19 protein-coding genes and 1 tRNA gene are annotated in these 19,391 nt (G+C 38.9%); 1 reads left to right on the top strand and 19 read right to left on the bottom strand.

Going from position 1 to position 19,391, the window contains the following annotated elements:
* Nucleotides 1–74: 74 nt before the first annotated feature.
* The 19 genes from ACNAV8_RS04135 to lptF all read right to left on the bottom strand — a co-directional run bounded on the left by ACNAV8_RS04135 (nucleotide 75) and on the right by lptF (nucleotide 17,771).
* Nucleotides 75–722, bottom strand: a complete 648-nt coding sequence (locus ACNAV8_RS04135; RefSeq protein ID WP_103854661.1) for a DUF3560 domain-containing protein — start codon at nucleotides 720–722, stop codon at nucleotides 75–77.
* 111 nt (nucleotides 723–833) lie between these two features.
* Nucleotides 834–971, bottom strand: a complete 138-nt coding sequence (locus tag ACNAV8_RS04130) for a hypothetical protein (protein ID WP_181021975.1) — start codon at nucleotides 969–971, stop codon at nucleotides 834–836.
* A 10-nt stretch (nucleotides 972–981) separates the two neighbouring features.
* Nucleotides 982–1,251, bottom strand: coding sequence for a hypothetical protein (locus ACNAV8_RS04125; RefSeq protein ID WP_146256844.1), 270 nt, complete (start codon nucleotides 1,249–1,251; stop codon nucleotides 982–984).
* 91 nt (nucleotides 1,252–1,342) lie between these two features.
* On the bottom strand, nucleotides 1,343–1,639 hold the full coding sequence (locus ACNAV8_RS04120) for a hypothetical protein (RefSeq protein WP_103854663.1): 297 nt from the start codon (nucleotides 1,637–1,639) through the stop codon (nucleotides 1,343–1,345).
* Between the two features lie 64 nt (nucleotides 1,640–1,703).
* Entirely contained in the window at nucleotides 1,704–2,141 is a 438-nt protein-coding gene (locus tag ACNAV8_RS04115) for an STY4534 family ICE replication protein (protein ID WP_103854664.1), read from the bottom strand.
* An 864-nt stretch (nucleotides 2,142–3,005) separates the two neighbouring features.
* Nucleotides 3,006–5,030: a DNA topoisomerase III gene (locus ACNAV8_RS04110; RefSeq protein WP_415777263.1), complete on the bottom strand. Its 2,025-nt coding sequence runs from the start codon at nucleotides 5,028–5,030 to the stop codon at nucleotides 3,006–3,008.
* Between the two features lie 544 nt (nucleotides 5,031–5,574).
* Nucleotides 5,575–6,075: a hypothetical protein gene (locus ACNAV8_RS04105; protein WP_415777262.1), complete on the bottom strand. Its 501-nt coding sequence runs from the start codon at nucleotides 6,073–6,075 to the stop codon at nucleotides 5,575–5,577.
* Between the two features lie 23 nt (nucleotides 6,076–6,098).
* Nucleotides 6,099–6,572, bottom strand: a complete 474-nt coding sequence (ssb, locus tag ACNAV8_RS04100) for a single-stranded DNA-binding protein (protein ID WP_103854666.1) — start codon at nucleotides 6,570–6,572, stop codon at nucleotides 6,099–6,101.
* A 243-nt stretch (nucleotides 6,573–6,815) separates the two neighbouring features.
* Nucleotides 6,816–7,313, bottom strand: coding sequence for a DUF3158 family protein (locus tag ACNAV8_RS04095; RefSeq protein ID WP_181021976.1), 498 nt, complete (start codon nucleotides 7,311–7,313; stop codon nucleotides 6,816–6,818).
* A complete protein-coding gene (locus ACNAV8_RS04090; protein ID WP_103854668.1) occupies nucleotides 7,300–8,058 on the bottom strand; it encodes a PFL_4669 family integrating conjugative element protein in 759 nt (252 codons plus the stop codon). The genes ACNAV8_RS04095 and ACNAV8_RS04090 overlap by 14 nt, the downstream gene beginning before the upstream one ends.
* Nucleotides 8,059–8,335: 277 nt before the next feature.
* The gene (locus tag ACNAV8_RS04085; RefSeq protein ID WP_415777261.1) at nucleotides 8,336–9,580 is read right to left on the bottom strand and encodes an STY4528 family pathogenicity island replication protein; all 1,245 of its coding nucleotides are present in this window, start codon (nucleotides 9,578–9,580) and stop codon (nucleotides 8,336–8,338) included.
* Between the two features lie 74 nt (nucleotides 9,581–9,654).
* Nucleotides 9,655–10,215, bottom strand: a complete 561-nt coding sequence (locus tag ACNAV8_RS04080; protein WP_245872485.1) for a DUF2857 domain-containing protein — start codon at nucleotides 10,213–10,215, stop codon at nucleotides 9,655–9,657.
* 2 nt (nucleotides 10,216–10,217) lie between these two features.
* On the bottom strand, nucleotides 10,218–11,969 hold the full coding sequence (locus ACNAV8_RS04075; RefSeq protein WP_415777260.1) for a ParB family protein: 1,752 nt from the start codon (nucleotides 11,967–11,969) through the stop codon (nucleotides 10,218–10,220).
* Between the two features lie 11 nt (nucleotides 11,970–11,980).
* Nucleotides 11,981–13,363 carry a replicative DNA helicase gene (gene dnaB / locus ACNAV8_RS04070; RefSeq protein ID WP_415777259.1) on the bottom strand — a complete coding sequence of 461 codons (1,383 nt, stop codon included), beginning with the start codon at nucleotides 13,361–13,363 and terminating at the stop codon, nucleotides 11,981–11,983.
* Between the two features lie 2 nt (nucleotides 13,364–13,365).
* On the bottom strand, nucleotides 13,366–14,208 hold the full coding sequence (locus tag ACNAV8_RS04065) for a ParA family protein (RefSeq protein WP_103854675.1): 843 nt from the start codon (nucleotides 14,206–14,208) through the stop codon (nucleotides 13,366–13,368).
* A 67-nt stretch (nucleotides 14,209–14,275) separates the two neighbouring features.
* Nucleotides 14,276–14,362, bottom strand: a tRNA-Leu gene (locus tag ACNAV8_RS04060).
* 240 nt (nucleotides 14,363–14,602) lie between these two features.
* Nucleotides 14,603–15,520: a mechanosensitive ion channel family protein gene (locus ACNAV8_RS04055; protein WP_415777258.1), complete on the bottom strand. Its 918-nt coding sequence runs from the start codon at nucleotides 15,518–15,520 to the stop codon at nucleotides 14,603–14,605.
* Between the two features lie 73 nt (nucleotides 15,521–15,593).
* Nucleotides 15,594–16,661, bottom strand: a complete 1,068-nt coding sequence (gene lptG, locus ACNAV8_RS04050; RefSeq protein WP_103854818.1) for an LPS export ABC transporter permease LptG — start codon at nucleotides 16,659–16,661, stop codon at nucleotides 15,594–15,596.
* A gap of 12 nt (nucleotides 16,662–16,673) precedes the next feature.
* The gene (gene lptF / locus ACNAV8_RS04045; RefSeq protein WP_103854817.1) at nucleotides 16,674–17,771 is read right to left on the bottom strand and encodes an LPS export ABC transporter permease LptF; all 1,098 of its coding nucleotides are present in this window, start codon (nucleotides 17,769–17,771) and stop codon (nucleotides 16,674–16,676) included.
* A 108-nt stretch (nucleotides 17,772–17,879) separates the two neighbouring features.
* Here lptF and ACNAV8_RS04040 point away from each other — a divergent pair, with 108 nt between their 5' ends.
* Nucleotides 17,880–19,364, top strand: a complete 1,485-nt coding sequence (locus ACNAV8_RS04040) for a leucyl aminopeptidase (RefSeq protein WP_415777257.1) — start codon at nucleotides 17,880–17,882, stop codon at nucleotides 19,362–19,364.
* Nucleotides 19,365–19,391 lie beyond the last annotated feature (27 nt).

Raw genomic sequence — 19,391 nt, 5'->3', positions numbered from 1 at the left:
GGGAATGTTTCCCCTATGGGTGAATAAAGTGCGGTCAATTTTCACCGCACTTTTAACGTTAAAGATAAATGCAATTAGCCCCAAAGCCGCTGAGCTAGCTCAACTTTTTTCGCCAATTCATTAACTGCTTTTTTAGCATAAGTTAATGAATATCGACTCAAGCGTTTTTCTGGATTTTCTTTTAGTTCTTGATGATTAGCTTTGGCTTTTTCCAACTCGAACTGAAAATACGCAAGACTTTCTGGCATAGATAAATCAATGACGTCTGCACGCTCTAGCCAATAAGGGATTTTGTCCTCATTGTGCTCAGCTTTTTGCATTTCTTCGACTGCTTTATCCATACGTTTGGCATTACGCTCAATTAAGGCACGATGTCGTCTTTCGCTATGATGTCCCACTTTAATGGGTTCACCGAGGCTTAAAAACTCACGTCCTTCATTTGCAGCTTCACAATACTGTTCACTACGCGTTTGTGCATTGTCTGCCACCGTTTGATAATGTGCGGCTTTTTTAAGTGCATAGGTCTGACGGTTTAATCCATCACAACGCACGAAAGAATAAAAATAGAAGTCATCTTGTTGCTTCACAAGGTTATAGATTTCTACTTCCGTTTCTTTCCCATATTTACTGGTTAGCGTGACAATATCCCCTCGTTGATGAGGTTCAGCACATTTCGCCAAAAATACGTTTGGGACAAATTTTGCATAAGTGTTAAGTGACATAAGATATTCTCCTAATAAAATGGGGAATATCTGCCCCACAAGGGAAAATATTCCCCTATGGGTATTGAACGGAATCTACTTATTCAAAATAAGCAGATTTAATGTGAAATGTTAACGGGATTTGGCTCGTTTATCTGCTTTCGTATTTTTACCTGAAATCAGATCCCAATTAGCCCAATATACCAAGGCAGTAAAAGTACCTGCAGCCAGGACTAACACACTTGATACACCTAATAACCACCAATTCATACAAGCCTCCTTAGTGATGTTGCTTTATGTGTTTTACTGGTTTTTTTGTCTTTTTATTCATTATATCTGCCACATAATTAAGAAGCAAACCAAGCATCCAAAAGCTCACACCAACGATTAAGAGGGAGGATGCCTCCATTTCATTAATATTGTCTTTGGATAAGACAAAACCAACCAATCCCACACCAGCAATTGCTCCCGCTTTACGAAAATCATCTGCGATATATTGCAATATTTTCGCTGGGATTTTGCTAAAAAATTTGTGAATCATTTCGTTCACCGCCTTTCATAAAAAATTTAGGGAACGCCCCCACAAGGGAAATCATTCCCTAGGTGGGTAAAATGAATGTTAAAGCTAACAATCCAAAAAGTTAATCATCACGATAAATATCACCTGTCACCGTGTTGACTGCGCCACAAATTTGCTGCGCTTGAACATCGTCGTTGACGGTTTTCACATTCCCTGATATATCACCTTGAATAGCAACATCACCATTGACAGTCTCAACGTGTCCTGCATTACCTGTAACGACAATATCAGTAGCATTGTTTGCTTCAATGTGATTCACATTGCCAAAAACTTCAATGTGTAAAACAGGGGATGTATCAAGCGTGATCATTGCAATTTTCATCACTTGTTTACCGTTGACATAAATGCCTTGTTTCATTGTTTATTTCTCCAAAATGGTTGAAAAAAAGACTGACATCTATTGTCAGTCTTTATCAGTAAAGTTACGCTTGAGGCTTTTCGGAATCTGATTTTTCAGCTTCACTATACTTCAATTCACCATCAACTTTGACAGACTTGATGCGAATTAAACGACCTTTAAGCATTGTGCCAACATCACCTTTTTTGTGATATCTGCTCTCTGCTGTATAGGTAAAGGTATCTACCCACAAATCTGCAATCACAAATGAAATTAATACTTTTTTCTCCGCATTAACCGCATTTTGACAGCGACGAATAAGATTTGCAGTCTCCTCACCCACAACATTCACATCGAAATAACGATATTCTGGCTCTTTCGCATCACCCGTTAATGCAGCAATACGACAAGCAAGGAAAGGCTTACCTTTTTTCGGCGTGACTTCACGGATATTATTCAAACATCCAATACCTTGTGTGTGTAAATTGAAGTAACCGCTAGTTGGTTTAGATTGAGTAGTCATAATAAGTTTCTCCATAAATAAAAAAGACGGAGAAACATTTCTACCCAACACGGGAAAAATGTTTCCCGTCAGGGGTTAATTGATAAGAGGTAAAAGGTACACTCGCAAAAAATAGATGACGAAGAACGATTTTTTGTAATGGCTTTTCAGAGTGCTGAGCCAAATATGGGCTAATGAACTCTCTCTATCTACATAGAGCGTCGCTTTTCAAGAGTTCTGCGACTTATCAAAGTGCTATCAACGATAGCAACCTAACTAATCTGTAATGTACAATAACCTAAAACAAAAATAGAACAATTAATTAAATATTACTATAGAATAGTTAAACTTGACCATACAAGACAAAATAAAAAAGAAAAGCCCCGAGAAGTATTCACTTCTAGGGGCTTGACTAAAAACAAGATAATAATCACGATTAACTATTTGATTAAATCAAGATAAAGATGACCATATAATACAGAAAATCGTTGAATAGTTTCTGTTCTCGTCAAGACATCACTATCCATTTTACTCCATACTACCCAATAACAATGTGGTCATTTATTGGCATAACGCGCACCAAAATTGGCACAAAGGGCACTCGTTTTTTTCACCAGCGAGCTCTGGTAAAAACAAAGATACATTACTGCAAAGAAGAAAATGGACGCGCAGCCCCATCACCCAAAATGAATAATCCACTTTCTTCTTTGCAGTAAGCAAGATAAAAATAAGGTAAAAGATACACTCGCAATTCTATTGCCGTCTTTTTCAGAGTGCTAAAGAACGTTTGGGATGTGTAGTTTTACGCTTGACCTAAACTACAAAAAGGTCATCAAAGCTTAATTATTGTATCACTAGATACTCGATTAAAAAAGGTTTCCCCATTTATAGCAACTGCCCACGTACTTGCGAGGCTATTGAAACCGGCTTTCTTCCTCTTTTCTTTTTTACCCCAATATTTTCAATACCATTACAAGTAGGATATTTGGAGCATCCCCAAAATGGCCCATTTTTGCCAGCCCGTTTTACCATTGGACTATCACACTTTGGACATTTTTTTATTTCTATTTGTCCCATTTTAATCCCTTGCTGCATACAGGAGTTCATCAAATGACGAATAAATGCCTCTTGTTTTTGCATAAATTCATCAAGTGACAATAGCCTTTCGGCGATCTGGTTGAGTGCTTGTTCCCACAGCGCTGTAAGACCTGGATTTTTAAGTAAATCGGGTAAATTATCAATTAAGGTATTCCCCTCCACGGTCGCAAACAATGATTTACCTTTTTTCTTAATAAATCCTTTTTGTAATAAAGTTTCAATGACACCCGCACGAGTAGCTTCGGTGCCCAATCCTTCAGTTTCCCGTAATCTTTGTTTTAAACGTTCGTCAGTAACAAAACGCGCCGCATTTTTCATCGCACTTAATAGCGTTCCCTCGGTATAATGTGGAGGGGGAGAGGTTTTTAATGATTTCACTTCGGTATTTTGCACCGCACAAACTTCATTTTGACTAAGTTTAGGTACACATTGTTTCTCGCTTTCCTCATTGTCATCATCAGGGCTATTACCAAATAACATTTTCCACCCTTGCGCAACAATCACTTTACCTCTTGCGATCAATTGATGATTGACTGATTGTAATTGTATAGTTGTTTTATCTGCTTCAAAATATGGTAAAAACTGAGCCAAGTAACGCCGACAAATTAAATCATAAACTTTGCGTTCATCTTCATTCATTTTAGTTAATGACACATTTCCAGCTGTTGGGATAATGCCATGGTGAGCCGTTACTTTTTTATCGTTCCAGGCGCGAGATTTTTGCGATAAATTTAAGTGCGGTGCAATTTTCTGCCAATTTGGATTCACATTGAGTAGGCTTTTAATAATTTTAGGCACATCCGCAAATTGGGATTCGGGCAAATAACCACAATCTGTTCTAGGGTAAGTTGTTGCTTTATGTGTTTCATAAAGGGATTGCGCGATATCTAAGACTTGTTGTGCCCCCATGCCATATAATCGGTTACACTCACCTTGTAAATCACTTAATGCAAATAAGAGTGGTGGTGCATTTTTCTCTCGCTTAGTTTCTACATTCAATACTTGAGCTGTAGCAGATTGACGAATTTGTGCCTCGGCTTGCTGTATAACTTGGCTATTTAAACACAATCCTGACTCATCCAAATAATCTTCTGGAACAACATATTGTGCGATAAATTGAGCCTGCTGCTGTGTAGTGAGTAACACGTTTAATGCATAATGGTTTTTAGGCACAAAATTTGCGATTTCCCTATCTCGATTAACGACCATGGCTAATGTGGGACTTTGTACACGACCAACGCTTAATGGTGACCCCTGGTACCCTTTTTGCTGAGCCAATAACGTAAATAATCGAGAAAAATTCATTCCGATGAGCCAATCTGCACGACTGCGCCCTAACCCCGCATAATAGAGCGGTAAGGTTTCCTCATTACTTTTTAATGAACCTAATGCTTTTCTGATGCTGGCATCATCAAGTGCTGAGAGCCATAAACGCTGAATATGTCCGCGATAACCTGCAATCTCTAATAATTCTCGGGCAATCATTTCTCCCTCACGGTCAGCATCGGTCGCAATAATTAAACTTTTCGCTTGCTTAATCAATTTTATGACCACGTTATACTGTTTCTTACCTTCCTTTTTAGGAGATAAGCCCCATTTTTTCGGGATAATCGGTAATGTTTCAAACGTCCAACGCTTATAAGCAGGATCGTAATCTTCAGGTTGAAATTGTTCGACTAAATGACCAAATCCCCAAGTTACAAAAACAGATTTATCTGCATTAGCAAGAAATCCTTCACCTCGATGCGTTGCGCCAAGCACTTTAGCAATATCATTCCCTTGAGAGGGTTTTTCACATAAAAATAGCTTCATCTTATTCACCGTAAAATAAATTTTTAAGCTCAGGTCTATCGGTTTCTGAAATGGTTAATATCGCTAAAACAATTTCTTGACAATACTCACAAGATTGAATGTAATGACCAGCGGAACCAAGCATTAAATGCGAATGCAGAAAATCCCTCTAGTCATCAGGATAAATATAACCGTGCAGACTTGTTAGATAGTCTTTTATTTCTTCTATGTCTGCCTGTATAACCCAATCTTCAAGCTCTATCTGAAATTCATGCAATACTTGATGGCGAGTTCGAGGAAAAGTCATTGTTATCTCCGCTATATTAAATTAAGCACATCATTTTTATATTTAACCAATAACAGTGTTCACTAACAATTTTTTATTCTTTCTAATCAAAAGATAGATATAAAAAAATTAACCTAAAAAAACTTTATTAAATAGATAATAAAAAAACTCTCGATTTTCATCGAGAGTCAATGCGAGATTTAGTATTTGTTATATTTATAATGTTATTTTGGCAAGAATGAGAAAATAAAAGTAGCGTTATCTATTTTTTGCTAATTTTTATTTAATTGCCGTCAAAATATCAGATTTAATTTCTGCTGCAAACTCAGTACTTCCACGCGTTTTCCAATAAATCTTGGTTCCCGTTCCATTTTTCTCTAATGTCACTACCGCATAAAAACGGCTATTGGCATTATTAGGCGATTTAGGATTAGTAAAAACATCTGCCATCTGATAATAAACACCAGGGTTCACTTCATGGATAAATCCACGATTGTCTAATTCAGCATCATACAGCTTACGGCTTGATGAATCACGCGTACCACTGAGCTCTTCTGTTCGTGTAGTAAAACCAACTTGACGTTTAATCCGAACATATAATGTATCAATATCACGCTTAGATTCAATGCTCCCTTTGATGGTCTGTTTATCTGCATTCATTTGTCTATTTAATTGAGCCGCCCAATCACCTACCTGTTGATTAAGTGCAGAAAATTCAGCACAACCTGAGAGAATGCCTAACATAAAAAGTGCGGTTGTAATTTTTAATGTTTTCATCATACCTGCCCCATATTATATGTGACTCAAAACGGAATATCATCATCTAAAGGAATTTCATTAATCTCTGGCTGTGGTGCCGACGTTGATTGTGGAGCATGTTTTGGAGCTTGATGCTCAGACTGTGCAGGTTGAGCATATTGGTTACCACCTTGACCACGATCTGTACGACTATCTAGCATTTGAAGTACATCGCCTTGAATTTCTGTAGTGTAGCGATCTTGTCCATTTTGATCTTGCCATTTACGGGTTCTTAAACGCCCTTCAACATAAACTTTTGAGCCTTTACGTAAATACTCTCCGACAATCTCAGCTTGACGACGATAAAAAACGATACGGTGCCATTCCGTTAATTCACGTTTTTCACCTGTATTCTTATCTGTCCAACTTTCACTGGTTGCCACACTAATATTAGCAACAGCTTCGCCATTCGGCATTGTTCTCACTTCAGGATCTGCACCAAGATTCCCCACGATAATGACTTTATTAATCCCTGCCATAATGTTGTCCTCACAAATGATGAATAATTGATGTTATTTGTATTAAACGTGATTTTAAGTAAGAAAGGAGTAATTAATTAAACTTTATTTCTAAAGAGTTACACATAGACTCCTCACCATCAATGCACGCGACATTGCTTTTTCTCGTCAAAGGTAAGGGGGCTTGCTCCCTTACCTTTAAAAGGCCTTTTAGTCTAGGCTTTGCATACAACCTCAAATCTAGGATTTACCTACAAGAAAAATCTAGGCTTTACCTACAAGATTAGTCGTAATATTTTCGACCTGCGCCAATTTATCCCGACATTCTTTTAGCTGGCGAAGTATATGCACAGTGATAGCCATCTGCATATTTAGAACAATTCGTTCTTTTTCCGCCTGAAGCAATGCTCCCTTAAGCTCACTAGGTTGGGTTGGAGCAGATAATACCTCTTGAACGATTAACTGACCGTTCTTAGTATTATCAAAATTACGCCAACGTAAATAGCTAGCACCAGAACGACTTGTATTATCTTTAATAAATCGAATAGGTAAATGCCTAACAAGATTAGTTGATATCCCTTTAATCATCTCTGGTTGCAAATTAACAAATCCCTGACGCAACCTATTAAAGTCCTCAATGAGATTATCAAACTGCGCCAATGAATCAATGGGACTAAAAAGATTTCGCATCATCTGATGAAGATTTGTCTTCTGCGTCAATTCTCTATACATCCCCTCTGGGATTAAACTATATATGTTCATTCTTCGCCTCATATTCTGAATCTAAGCTCGTCACCTCACCCAATTCTGCTTCAGAACTCAACTGTCTAATGACTGGAGCAAACATAGCACGACGCTCGCCACTTAAAATATCTTGAGGTAATTCTAATTTAAAGCGTGCCACACACTCTTGATAGCGTTGGTTATTTTCAAGTGCATCTTGTCGAGTGATGCCTGAATGGCGATAGGTTTCAACCACCCCAAAGCATTTACGGATAAGTCCAGCCCCTGCTTCTAACCACTCTCTGGCTTGTTCTTTAGTCATAAGGGCAATATGGCTGGCGGTCATAACAGAACGTGCAAGCACATCAAATTCAGAAAGTAGGTAAATGAGTTTATAACCGAGTTGTGAATTCACAAAAATAGGGTAGGTTACGGGCGAAATATTTTCGCACCGTGATATATCAATATTATCTGGTAAATTCTGGTTATATACATCAACAAGATCATTCACCAGCTGTTTCATATTGTCCGTATAGCTCAACACTTTTTCCTCAAACTGAATCAAATACCAGTCTGCATAAGGATCGTCATTTGTGGCATCTTTTTGGATCTGCGATAAGATCGCAAGGCACCCAGGCATACTCATAATAGGGGGCTTTACAACTTTATCGCCATCACGTACGACGGTACGTCCCAACCATAGTCGTGTGGCATACTGAGAATGCAAGGTAAGCGTAATATTACTACGTAAAGCTCCAAGCTCTTGGTTGTAGTCTTGAGTCATATATTTTCTCCTGTGAAGTTATGTATTTTTCGTACACCATAAATTATATCTATTAGGCTTATTTTTTGTACAAATAAGCACTGACTGCGCCAATTCATATATTTTTTGTACAAACTGCCACCAGTGGTGCCACTTAGTCTATTTTTTATACAAACTGGCACCTAGGGTGCCACTCAGTATGTTTTTTGTACAAACCGCCACCAGTGGCGGCACTTAGGCTGTTTTTTATACAAACTGGCGCCAGTGGAGGCACTTAGTATATTTTCTGTACAAATTGCTATCCCCTTAAATTTGCCCGTAATTGTTGAGCAAGGTTGGCTACAACGGCTTTCGTGTGAGCCATATCGGTATTAGTTTGAGTATTTGCCTCTAACAAGCGTCGAGAGCTCACTAATCCAGTCTGACAAGGCTTAGTCTGATTTTTTTGCTGACTCTGTTTGTCCTGCCAATAAGGTTTAAACTCCCCTGACTGCGCTTTACGAATAATGCCAAAAATATACCCTAAAGGGTTTTGAATATTTCCTCGATGAATGCGTTGCTCTGCTTCAACCAAAATAGCTTGTGCAGTCTCCTTATCCAGCTTATTCAAGGCTCGATAAACGGTTTCTGTTTCTAATTTGCCTAAATTTAAACAATTCAAGCTATCGTACAGTACAGTACTTTTTTTAGTATTTAATACAGTACTAGTACTCTCTGAGTTCCCATTTGGAACTAAGCCTAAAATCAATGACTTATCTTCATCTTGATGACTGAGTTCCGTATTGGAACTCAGTAAAATTGACCTTTTTTCACTGAGTTCCCTGTCGATTTTTCCAAGTTCCTTATTGGAACTCAGTAACCTTTGCTGCGTTTCTTTAATGGCTTCATCCACATTCTTAGCTAATGGCGTAATTGGAGAACCAATGTGGAAACCCTGTTTATGTGCTTGATAACGTGCTTGTATTGCCTCAATATGAGAGACAAGAAGCCATAACTGCGCATCTTGATTGAGCATATCGTCAATAATACGTATCGCGACATCTTTAATTAAAGGGTCTTTATGTTTCACTGATTTTTCAAGCAAACGGAGATAGTCATCATTCAGTTGCAAACAATCAACGACACTTAATGGCTCATCATTCATTACATAAACATTACCTAGAATTTGCCCTCGTTCATTTCTGACCGTCTCACACAAGGTCAACCACCTTGTTAGACGTAACAGTAATAATGTTTGGCTGATCACTTTACGGGAAACACGTTTCCCCTCAAATGCACGTTCAGACAGCCATAACGAAAGTTCATCATAGGATGGAAACGCTGCCCCCTGAAATTGGTAAGCATTCAGTTTTATCAATTGCCAAGCAAGTTTTGCTCGAGGCGTTAAATAACTATCAGTTAATAGCCGTAAAGGGACACTTTCATGCCGATTACCAACAAAGAGTAAACCTTGAAAATCGGCCCGCTTTTTCTGTTCTGCTTTTTCTATCAATTTTTGTTTTGCAGACTCTGCGAAATGCCCTATAATCTGTGTCGATTTCATTAGCTGAATCCTCCTATTTATATAGCTGAGAAAATCATATAAACCGAGAAAGCGTCCACTTTCTCGGTTTTTTATTACAGTCCATTTTTCTGCCAACCAATGACTAATCGAGAGACTTCAGTCAGGCTGACCTGAGATTCTTCTGCGATATACATTAGTAAATCAAATCCCTCAAAGGTAAGCGATACATCATAGGAAACAGATTGCTTATGCTTTTGCCATAAGTCCCAGATTTTATTTTCTTCTTCCTCCGTGGCATTTCGTTTACGTCCCATAGACTCATTAATACCAAGTAAACGACGTCGTGCAGACACTTCCGCTGAACTCCAACCAAATCGACTATGCAAGATTTCTGATGATGCCCCGAGTTGTAATGCTCTATCAATGGCATTACGTTTTCGGGTTTCTTCTCTGACTGATTCAATCAAACTCCAAAAGGCATTATGATTAACCTTAATCTCCGCAAAATTAATTTTACTTTCAGCTAAATCACAAATTTCTTGTGTCGATAAATTACATAATTCAGTTAATTCTGTTTCATCAAAACCAAGTTGAGTACAGTAATTAATTTCACCACGACGAATATGGTTAATTAAATTGTAAATGATGGCTTGATTTAAACTTGCATTGACCATAGTTATTCTCCTGCTCGAGATTGTTCTTTGATATAACGCACTACGCGTAATAAACGGATAAGACGGACTAATAGCAAATCATCAATTGCTGGTTCTTCTTGATAAGAGCCAACTAACCAGGATGCAGATAAACGCAATTCAGTATCAGAAATTGGTACCTCCTCAGTGGCACAAGCACAAAGAAATTGATAGACAAATGAAACCAAAGGCGTAGGCTCAGTAATGTCTAACGGTAAGAGATTAAAGCTATAATCGACAGGTTGCTTTACAACATGTTGGACTAAATGCGCTAATCCCACACTTTGGGCTATTTCAAGCGCTAGGGTAAAGGCATCCATCTTATGTTTACGTTTCGGATAAATTTTCCATAAATTTGTTACTGGACATTTACCCACATTAGCAAATTCTAATCCATTAAGTTGTGCTTCTTCTGCGCGTTGTGCTTCTGGGTTCACACCTGGAACAAAACCTAATTCTTGATAATGGGTATGGATTGCCCGATTTAATTCATTTTCATCTGAATTAACGAGTTCAGATGGCAAAAGAGTAGAAATGCGCTCTTCAGAGATATCTGGGCTGTTAGCATCAGAGGATAAGGGGCCCGTCATTTCAGTTATGCCATCAAGTACTCCCGAATCCAACATTGTCTCTATGCTATCTTTCTGCATTTGGAGGGAAGATATAGCTTGTTCCTCGTCGGTTTCTCCATTATTGTCTCTTTGTCCCCCACCGTTTTCACTCCCTTGAGCGCGTAAAGCGCTTTCTGTGGCTAATTGAGTAATATGTGGTTGCTTTTCAATTAACCGTCTTAATTTACGCTCCTCAAGATCGATATCTATTTTTAACGTATCGTAAGAGACCTCATAGCTAAATGCTTCACTTAATTTGCCTATCAGGCTGTCTTGAAAGGTTTCTATGGCAAACTCCGTAGGATCTTCATCAAAACCAGATAAGACATTCATCCAAACTTCATCAAAGGTTGCATGAGGAGAATGCTCATCTTTATATTTATCCCACGCTGATTGGGCATTACGATGAATATGCAATAATTTTTCTATTTGAGCTTTACCTAAGCCATCTAATAGAATGTTGGGAATATGAGGATATAAGTAGGTTAAGCATTGCTCCATACGAGCAAGTATCTGATGAGATATTGGATATCCATTCTCACCTAATTTTTCTGAGAGCTTACGATGAGAAAAATATTCTTTATATTTTTCTTCATATAATGCTTTCACCTCTCTAATCCCTAAGGCTTTTTCAATAAAAGACAACTCCCCACGAATATCATTTTCGGCTAAATGCCCAATCAAAATATTTAATTTTGAATTAATATCATTTGCTTCCCCCTCCCAAGGTTTAAACACACATTCAATTGACCAAAAACGGGGATCTTGGGTTTCCTTAAATAATTCATTCAAGGCTTGCAGACGAGTATTTCCCCCGTCTGCAATGGTATAAAAATCCTCACCAGGACGTTGAGTGATATTCGGTGCATGATCTAGCCCACGTGCTTTAATTGAAGCTTTAATTTCTTCATAAGCTGGATTTTTGGTTTTACGCGGATTCCCTTCATAAGGACGTAATTTATCTAATGTCACCACGATTAATTGTTTTCTTTGTGGCATCACTGGTACAGCTTGATGATACTGTGGCGTATGATTTTGAATCGCGGGCTCAGTTAATCGTGCAAACATATCTTGACGACGATCTTTTGGTTTTCCAATAAATGGATTTGATTTTCTTCCGTTCATAATTCTCTCGCTTAACTGACAAGTCGCTGATATTCATCAGCAGATAAATTTTCAAACAAGGAAAATTCGCCTCTAAACTTAGCCATTACCGTACCTATTGGACCATTACGTTGTTTGCCAATAATAATTTCAGCTATCCCTGGATACTCTGTATTGTTGTGATAGACTTCATCGCGATAAACAAACAAAATTACATCCGCATCTTGTTCAATACTGCCTGATTCTCGAAGATCAGCTTGTAACGGACGTTTATCCGCACGTTGTTCTAAATTACGATTAAGCTGTGACAGGGCGATAACTGGACAAGCCATTTCTTTTGCTAAGGCTTTTAACGCGCGGGAAATAGAAGAAATTTCCTGAGTGCGGTTATTTCCATTTTTAAATTCTGGGTCAGACATTAATTGAAGATAATCCACAATGATCAAGCCAGGTTTGCCATATTTACGTGCATTACGACGCACTCGGCTACGCAATAATTGTGGCGTGAGATAACTGCTATCATCAATTAAAAAATGCCCTCTCCAATTCTCTCTTATATAGATAAACGCCTCATTGAAACGGGCGAGATCTTCATCTGAAAGATGAATCGCTTGGCGATATTTTTGCATTGATACTCGTGTTCGCATGGATATCAGTCTTTGCATCAACTGTTCAGCGGGCATTTCAAGGCTAAAATACTGCACGGTAGTATCCTTTTCTTTAAGATGTTCTAATGCGGTTTCAGCAAATTTTAATGAAAGGGCAGTTTTCCCCATAGAGGGGCGAGCGGCTAGAATAATTAAATCCCCATCTTGCGCACCCGATGTATTGTTATCAAGCCTATCAATCCCAAAAGGCACACCAGTAATACCAGATTTATTTTCAAAATTTGCGTCTATCTGATCTAAGATATTTAACATCACTTGATTCAAATCTACGGTGGTATCTATATCAGCTTGATTAAATACAATCTCCGTTAAGGATTTTTCTGTTTGTTCAATCAAGGATTCTAATTTGTCCCTAGAATTGATTTTGATAGTTTCTGCTCTTAACAAATTACCTAATGCAAATAATTTACGAGCTTGACTATCATTTCTCACAATATCAGCATAAGCAAGGATATTAGATGCACTCGGGGTTTCTTTACATATCTCTGCTAAATAAGCTAATCCTCCGCATTCTTCCAGTATGCCTTTCTCTTTTAATGTGCGTTCTAAAGTAAGCAGATCGACGGATTGTTTTCTTTCGATAAGCTCCCTGATTGCGCTATAAATTTGTCGATGTTCATGATGATAAAAATTATGCTCAGTTAATAAGAGGCTGACATCATCCCATTTATCATTAGATAAGATTAATCCGCCAAGTACTGATTGTTCTGCCTCAAAAGAATAGGCGGGAAATGGTTTACTGCTCATTGTTATTCACCTCGTTTTGTTTCAGTTTGGAAATGCGCTTTCCAACAAGGGAATAAGAGTGAACATAATTGACGAATGTTTTCTGCCTCTATTTTATTATGTCTATGGACAGGTAACGCTCGACTTGCTGCTTCTCGATAAGCTATTCGATGAGGAATTTCAAAATTGATGAGTTCAATTTGTGAATTTTTTTCAGCAAGATTAGAAAAAATGTCGTAAAGATTAGCAACAATGTCTTTGGCATCACGTGTCCTATCAAGACAATTAATGACGGCTTTTAAAGGGGGAAGTGAAATACCATACCCCGTAAAAATACTTAATGATTCATAGAGATTGATAGTTCCTCTCACAAACTCACGTGCAGACACCAGCTCAGGTTTAATTGGAGAAATCACAAGATCACTTGCCAATACGGTCATATCTACCGTAATACCTCGTGTCCCACGCGTATCAATAATAATTAAATCATACCCTTCAATTTTTTTAATTAATTCGCGGAATTTTAAAATCCCACCCGGTAAAGTATTTAACTCTGTAGTAAGACGGTCTAGTGGATCATTTGACTGAATCACATCTAAATTATCAAATTCGGTCTGCGTAATAATTTTGGCGATAGGTAAATCTGGGCGATTAAATAACTCATAGAGCCCAAAGGGCGATTGATTGGAAACATGATAATAAGAAGATAAGGTTGGTTGCGTGTCCGTATCAATCATTAAGGTTTTTATACCATGATCAGCACAAAACGCACCAATGTTTGCAACATTGGTGGATTTAGTTACACCACCTTTAGTGGAGATAACAGAAACAACGAGTGAGGAGTTTTTTGATATTAAACTTTTCATAACAAATTCTCGCATTGAAAATTAATGGAAAATTTGCTCTATTGTGATCAAATAAGGAGATATAGAATGGTGCCAGTGGCCGGACTCGAACCGGCACGCTTTTAAGGGCGGCGGATTTTGAATCCGCTACGTCTACCAATTTCGTCACACTGGCTAAGGCGTTTGAGAAAACAACCTAATGTGTTGTCGATGTGGTGAATTATACGGAGTTGATTTTTGCTTGCAAGTAAAATTTATGAATTTGATGATGAGTGAAGTTATTTTAGTCAATTTTAAAGTGCGGTAAAAATTTTTATGATTTTTCACCGCACTTTGTAAGTGAAAATAAAGAAAAATACCTTTACTCGGCATAAAAAAGCCTATCATTACAGATAGGCCAATGCTTTATTTTATCTTATTGTGCTTTTGTCGCTAATTCATTGTCATTGATTTGAATGGCTTTATCGAACAAATTCACGCCGCCTTTTACGCCGAAATCAAGCGTAGTTACGTTGTAAGCAATGCTGATATTTTCTTGTTCAAAGCGTTTTTTCAGCGCCATAATGGCTTGGCTTTTGGATTCTAAATAGTCTTCATAGGTAACGAAATCCACCCAAAAACGAATGATGAAATCGAAAGTTGAACTACCAATATCGGTGAAGTAGAAGTTGATGTCATTTTTATCGATCACGAAATCCCATTCTTGCATTAAATCTAAGGTAACTTGGCGAACTTTGTCTAAATCATCACCATAAGACACGCCTGTTGATAAAATAACGCGACGTTTTTTCAGTTTGGAATAGTTAAAAAACTCATCGCTATAAATCATCTGATTTGGGATCAGGGCGGTTTCGCCTTCAATGGTCATTAATTCTACTGTTACCAAGCCGATATTCACTACTTTACCAATAGAATTATTAATATTGACCCAATCACCAATTTCAAACGGCTGTTCTGATTTAATCAATAAGCCAGAAAAGGCATTAGAAGCAATATCTTTAAAAGCAAACCCAGCGATGATGCCTACAATCCCCGCACCAGCGAGAAGATGAGTGAGAAAAGAGGCGAGATGTAACACTTCTAAGGCAAGAATGATTCCAAAGAACCAAATGAGAATTTTTACGCCAATTTCTATTCCTTTTGCCGCTCGCGGATTTGCAGGGAAAAGGCGACGATAAATGCGTAATGCTGCCTTACTTAAGATTTTTGCTAAAAAATAGAACAGGGTAAGCAAAATAATGGCAGAGAGGATATTGGGAATAAAGCCAATTAGCCAGTCTTTCCATTGAGAAATCGTGTGAGTTACCAAGGTTAATGAATTGTTTTCAGTCATAAAATTTCCTATCATAAATAATCAAAAGAAAAGCCATTTATAAAAAATGGCTTTTTTATACCGCACTTGGGATCTAGCGTTTATGCGCTAATAACCACCAAGTGATAAGAATAAATAACCCGCTTGGCATTAATGCGCCTGCGATAGGTGGCACATTATAAACTAAACTGAGTGGGCCGAAAATCTCATTGACCACATAAAATAAAAATCCAAAGCAAATTCCTGTGATCATTCTTGCGCCCATTGTTACGCTACGCAATGGGCCAAAGATGAAAGAGAGCGCCAGTAACATCATTACGCCTACGGAAATCGGTTGAAAGATTTTCCGCCAGTAAGTGAGTTCAAAACGCTTGGAGTCTTGCCCTGTTTCTTTCATAAAGGCAATGTAATCCGCTAGCCCTGAAATAGAAAGTGAAGTCGGACGTAAAGACACAATGCCTAATTTATCGGGCGTTAAGGTGGTTTGCCACGCTTCGTTGAGATAATTGGCTGTGGTGATTTTGTCCGCTGAAATGTGTGATTTATTCACTTGCATTAATTGCCAGTTACCGTCTTTAAATTCTGCTTGATTGGCGTGGCTGACTTGCTCTAACTGACGTTTATCATTGAAATGATAAATATAAATATCATTGAGTTTGACGTTATCGGTGATGCGTCTGACATAAATAAAATCATTGCCGTCTTTTGCCCACACGCCATTTTTAACGGAAAGCATTTCACCGCCTGAAATGGCTTTAGCACGCATATCACGGGCAAATTGTTCCGTTTGCGGAATGCCCCATTCGCCAATTGCCATTGTAATTAGCACTAAAGGAATGGCGGTTTTCATTACTGCAAAACCAATTTTTAAACGTGAAAATCCAGACGCTTGCATTACCACTAATTCACTACGGCTCGCTAAGTTACCAAGGGCGATCAGCGCACCTAATAAAGCCGCCATAGGGAAGAAAGTTTCAACATCTTTAGGAATGGTTAAAACGGTGAAAAGCCCTGCTTGCAACACATCATAAGTGCCTCGCCCCACATTGCGAAATTGTTCCACAAATTTAATGATGGCAGAAAGCCCCACCAAGGTGAGCAGAGTGGCAAAAATCGCACCTAAAATGGATTTTCCGATGTAACGGTCTAGTGTATTCATCATTCTTGTTATTCCTTAGGCACGTTTTTTGAGAAGGTGGTAACGAATTTTATACATAAACGCACTGTTCCAGCTGTTTAACACAATACCTAATACTAAAAAGGCAACATTGACGGCAGGCATTAAGATGCTCGCATCTAATTTGCCTGCAGCACCAGCAGATTTGAACGAACTTTGTAATAAAAAATAAATTAAGTAGAGCAAAAGTGCTGGTAAAATTTTGGCAAATCTTCCTTGACGCGGATTTACTCGGCTCAATGGCACAGCGATTAATGCCATAATCGGCACGGCGAGAATTAAGGTAATGCGCCAATGAAGTTCCGTTTTTCCCGCTGGCGTGGTGCTAGTTAGCAGTTGGTTTAACGGCAGGGTTTCCGCATCATCGCTATCATTTTCTGTGGCTTTATAACCTAAATAGGCTTGATATTGCTCAAAATCCGTAATCCGAAAATCGGGCAACATTGCGCTACCTTCAATGCGTTGGCTATGGGTAAGATTTAAAACCTGATCACCATTTGGCAAAGCGGTGAGTTCACCTGAATCCGCCACAATCACAGAAGGTTTCTCATTTTTTTTATTTTGCATTTGGAAAACATAGACGCCTTGAATGGTATTATTTTGCACTTTATCAATAAACAGCACTAAATCACTGCTGTTTGCAGAAATAAATTGACCAGCAGCTAGCGCGCCCATTGTAGGATTAGCTTTGGCATCTTTAACAATTTGGCTTTGTTTTTGTAATGCCCAAGGGGAAAGCACTAAAGCATTATAACCCGCTAAGCCTGCGGTAGCGAAGGATAACAATAAGGCGACCTTAACCAGCAAGCGTTGCCCCACACCACAAGCACGCATTACGGTGATTTCACTTTCAGCATAAAGTCGTCCAAATGTAAGCAGAATGGCAATAAACAAGCATAATGGCAGCATCAATTGCGCCATTGTTGGCATTCCTAATCCAAGTAAGGAAAATACAAGATCGGCGGGTACTTTACCATTTGCTGCGGAACCTAACACTCGTACAAGTTGTTGGCAAAAAAAGATGAGGAGCAAAATGAAGAGGATCGCCGTTTGGCTTTTTAATACTTCTTTAGTTATATATCTGGTTAAAATCACAGCATTGCCTATATTATTTACTTGCAATTTTTATGAAAGTCATTTCAAATGGAATGGCATATAATACCGTATTTTTTAACATATAGCAGTAAAATTAGTGAGGAACAAATGAAATATACTGTAAAAAACACCGCACTTTCTGCGCTAACAGGGAATGTGATCGTTAGCGTATTTGAAGAAGGAAAACTTTCCCCCGCCGCACAGGCGCTTGATCAATTAAGCCAAGGGGCAATTAGCAAACTTATCAGCGCAGGCGATGTGAAAGGCAAGCAAGGCGAAGTGGTTACCTTGCGTTTACCTAATGCGAATTTAGAACGCGTCTTCGTGGTGGGCTGCGGCAAACAAGGGGAACTCAATGTTCGTCAATATAAGCAATTAATCAAAAGCGTTATCCAAGCAGTAAAAGCCACCAATGCGGCGCAGGTGTATAACTTTTTAACGGAAGTGCAAATCAACGAACGTGATCTTTATTGGAATGTGAGATTTGCCGTTGAAAGCATCGCAGAAAGTTTTTATCAATTCGATCAATTTAAAAGCAAAAAATCAAAGCAGAATACCGCTTTGCAAGAAATGGTGTTTGTCGTTGATTCAGCACAACAAGAACAAGCAGAAAAAGCGGTTCAACAAGGTCAAGCCATTGCACTTGGTGTACGTTGTGCGAAAGATGTAGCAAATTGCCCGCCAAATGTGTGTAATCCTGCGTATTTAGCCGAACAAGCGAAAAAACTCGCTGAAAAATCACCGCACTTTAAAGTGAGCGTGCTTGGTGAAAAAGAAATGGCTGAGCTTGGAATGAATGCCTACCTTGCGGTTTCACAAGGCAGCCAAAACGAAGCGCAACTTTCTATTATTGAATATCGCAATCACCCAAATCCGCAAGCAAAACCTATCGTGTTAGTGGGCAAAGGCTTAACCTTTGACGCAGGTGGTATTTCCTTAAAACCAGCGGATAGTATGGACGAAATGAAATACGATATGGGCGGCGCGGCTTCGGTTTATGGTGTAATGAATGCCTTGGCAGAATTACAACTGCCGCTAAATGTGATTGGCGTGCTAGCGGGTTGTGAAAACTTGCCAGACGGCAATGCCTATCGCCCAGGAGATATTTTAACCACAATGAGCGGCTTAACCGTAGAAGTGCTGAATACCGATGCGGAAGGGCGTTTAGTGCTGTGCGATACGCTCACTTATGTAGAACGCTTTGAACCTGAGCTAGTGATCGATGTTGCCACCCTAACAGGGGCTTGCGTAGTGGCACTCGGACAACACAACAGTGGTTTAATGTCGCCAAATGATCGCCTTGCAGAACAGCTACTCAATGCCGCACAACAAAGCGCGGATAAAGCTTGGCGTTTACCATTAAGCGAAGAATACCAAGAACAGCTTAAATCTCCATTTGCCGATCTGGCCAACATCGGCGGCCGCTGGGGCGGCGCAATCACCGCAGGCGAGTTTTTATCCAACTTTACCAAAAACTACACTTGGGCACACTTAGACATTGCCGGCACCGCCTGGCTACAAGGTGCCAACAAAGGCGCAACCGGACGCCCTGTGAATTTACTCACGCAGTTTTTGATCGATCAAGTAAAATAAGCATAAAAAAATCCCTCAATTATTTGA

Origin of the sequence: Avibacterium endocarditidis, from assembly GCF_965138825.1 — a bacterium.
Taxonomy (GTDB): Bacteria; Pseudomonadota; Gammaproteobacteria; order Enterobacterales; family Pasteurellaceae; genus Avibacterium; species Avibacterium endocarditidis.
This window is presented reverse-complemented; position numbering and strand designations above follow the sequence as displayed.

What these genes read in the sequence shown, in the direction of transcription:
- ACNAV8_RS04135 (WP_103854661.1), bottom strand. Translation starts at nt 722, where the DNA reads ATGTCACTTAACACTTATGCAAAATTTGTCCCAAACGTATTTTTGGCG.
- ACNAV8_RS04130 (WP_181021975.1), bottom strand. Translation starts at nt 971, where the DNA reads ATGAATTGGTGGTTATTAGGTGTATCAAGTGTGTTAGTCCTGGCTGCA.
- ACNAV8_RS04120 (WP_103854663.1), bottom strand. Translation starts at nt 1,639, where the DNA reads ATGAAACAAGGCATTTATGTCAACGGTAAACAAGTGATGAAAATTGCA.
- ACNAV8_RS04115 (WP_103854664.1), bottom strand. Translation starts at nt 2,141, where the DNA reads ATGACTACTCAATCTAAACCAACTAGCGGTTACTTCAATTTACACACA.
- ACNAV8_RS04110 (WP_415777263.1), bottom strand. Translation starts at nt 5,030, where the DNA reads ATGAAGCTATTTTTATGTGAAAAACCCTCTCAAGGGAATGATATTGCT.
- ACNAV8_RS04105 (WP_415777262.1), bottom strand. Translation starts at nt 6,075, where the DNA reads ATGATGAAAACATTAAAAATTACAACCGCACTTTTTATGTTAGGCATT.
- ssb (WP_103854666.1), bottom strand. Translation starts at nt 6,572, where the DNA reads ATGGCAGGGATTAATAAAGTCATTATCGTGGGGAATCTTGGTGCAGAT.
- ACNAV8_RS04095 (WP_181021976.1), bottom strand. Translation starts at nt 7,313, where the DNA reads ATGAACATATATAGTTTAATCCCAGAGGGGATGTATAGAGAATTGACG.
- ACNAV8_RS04090 (WP_103854668.1), bottom strand. Translation starts at nt 8,058, where the DNA reads ATGACTCAAGACTACAACCAAGAGCTTGGAGCTTTACGTAGTAATATT.
- ACNAV8_RS04085 (WP_415777261.1), bottom strand. Translation starts at nt 9,580, where the DNA reads ATGAAATCGACACAGATTATAGGGCATTTCGCAGAGTCTGCAAAACAA.
- ACNAV8_RS04080 (WP_245872485.1), bottom strand. Translation starts at nt 10,215, where the DNA reads ATGGTCAATGCAAGTTTAAATCAAGCCATCATTTACAATTTAATTAAC.
- ACNAV8_RS04075 (WP_415777260.1), bottom strand. Translation starts at nt 11,969, where the DNA reads ATGAACGGAAGAAAATCAAATCCATTTATTGGAAAACCAAAAGATCGT.
- dnaB (WP_415777259.1), bottom strand. Translation starts at nt 13,363, where the DNA reads ATGAGCAGTAAACCATTTCCCGCCTATTCTTTTGAGGCAGAACAATCA.
- ACNAV8_RS04065 (WP_103854675.1), bottom strand. Translation starts at nt 14,208, where the DNA reads ATGAAAAGTTTAATATCAAAAAACTCCTCACTCGTTGTTTCTGTTATC.
- ACNAV8_RS04055 (WP_415777258.1), bottom strand. Translation starts at nt 15,520, where the DNA reads ATGACTGAAAACAATTCATTAACCTTGGTAACTCACACGATTTCTCAA.
- lptG (WP_103854818.1), bottom strand. Translation starts at nt 16,661, where the DNA reads ATGATGAATACACTAGACCGTTACATCGGAAAATCCATTTTAGGTGCG.
- ACNAV8_RS04040 (WP_415777257.1), top strand. Translation starts at nt 17,880, where the DNA reads ATGAAATATACTGTAAAAAACACCGCACTTTCTGCGCTAACAGGGAAT.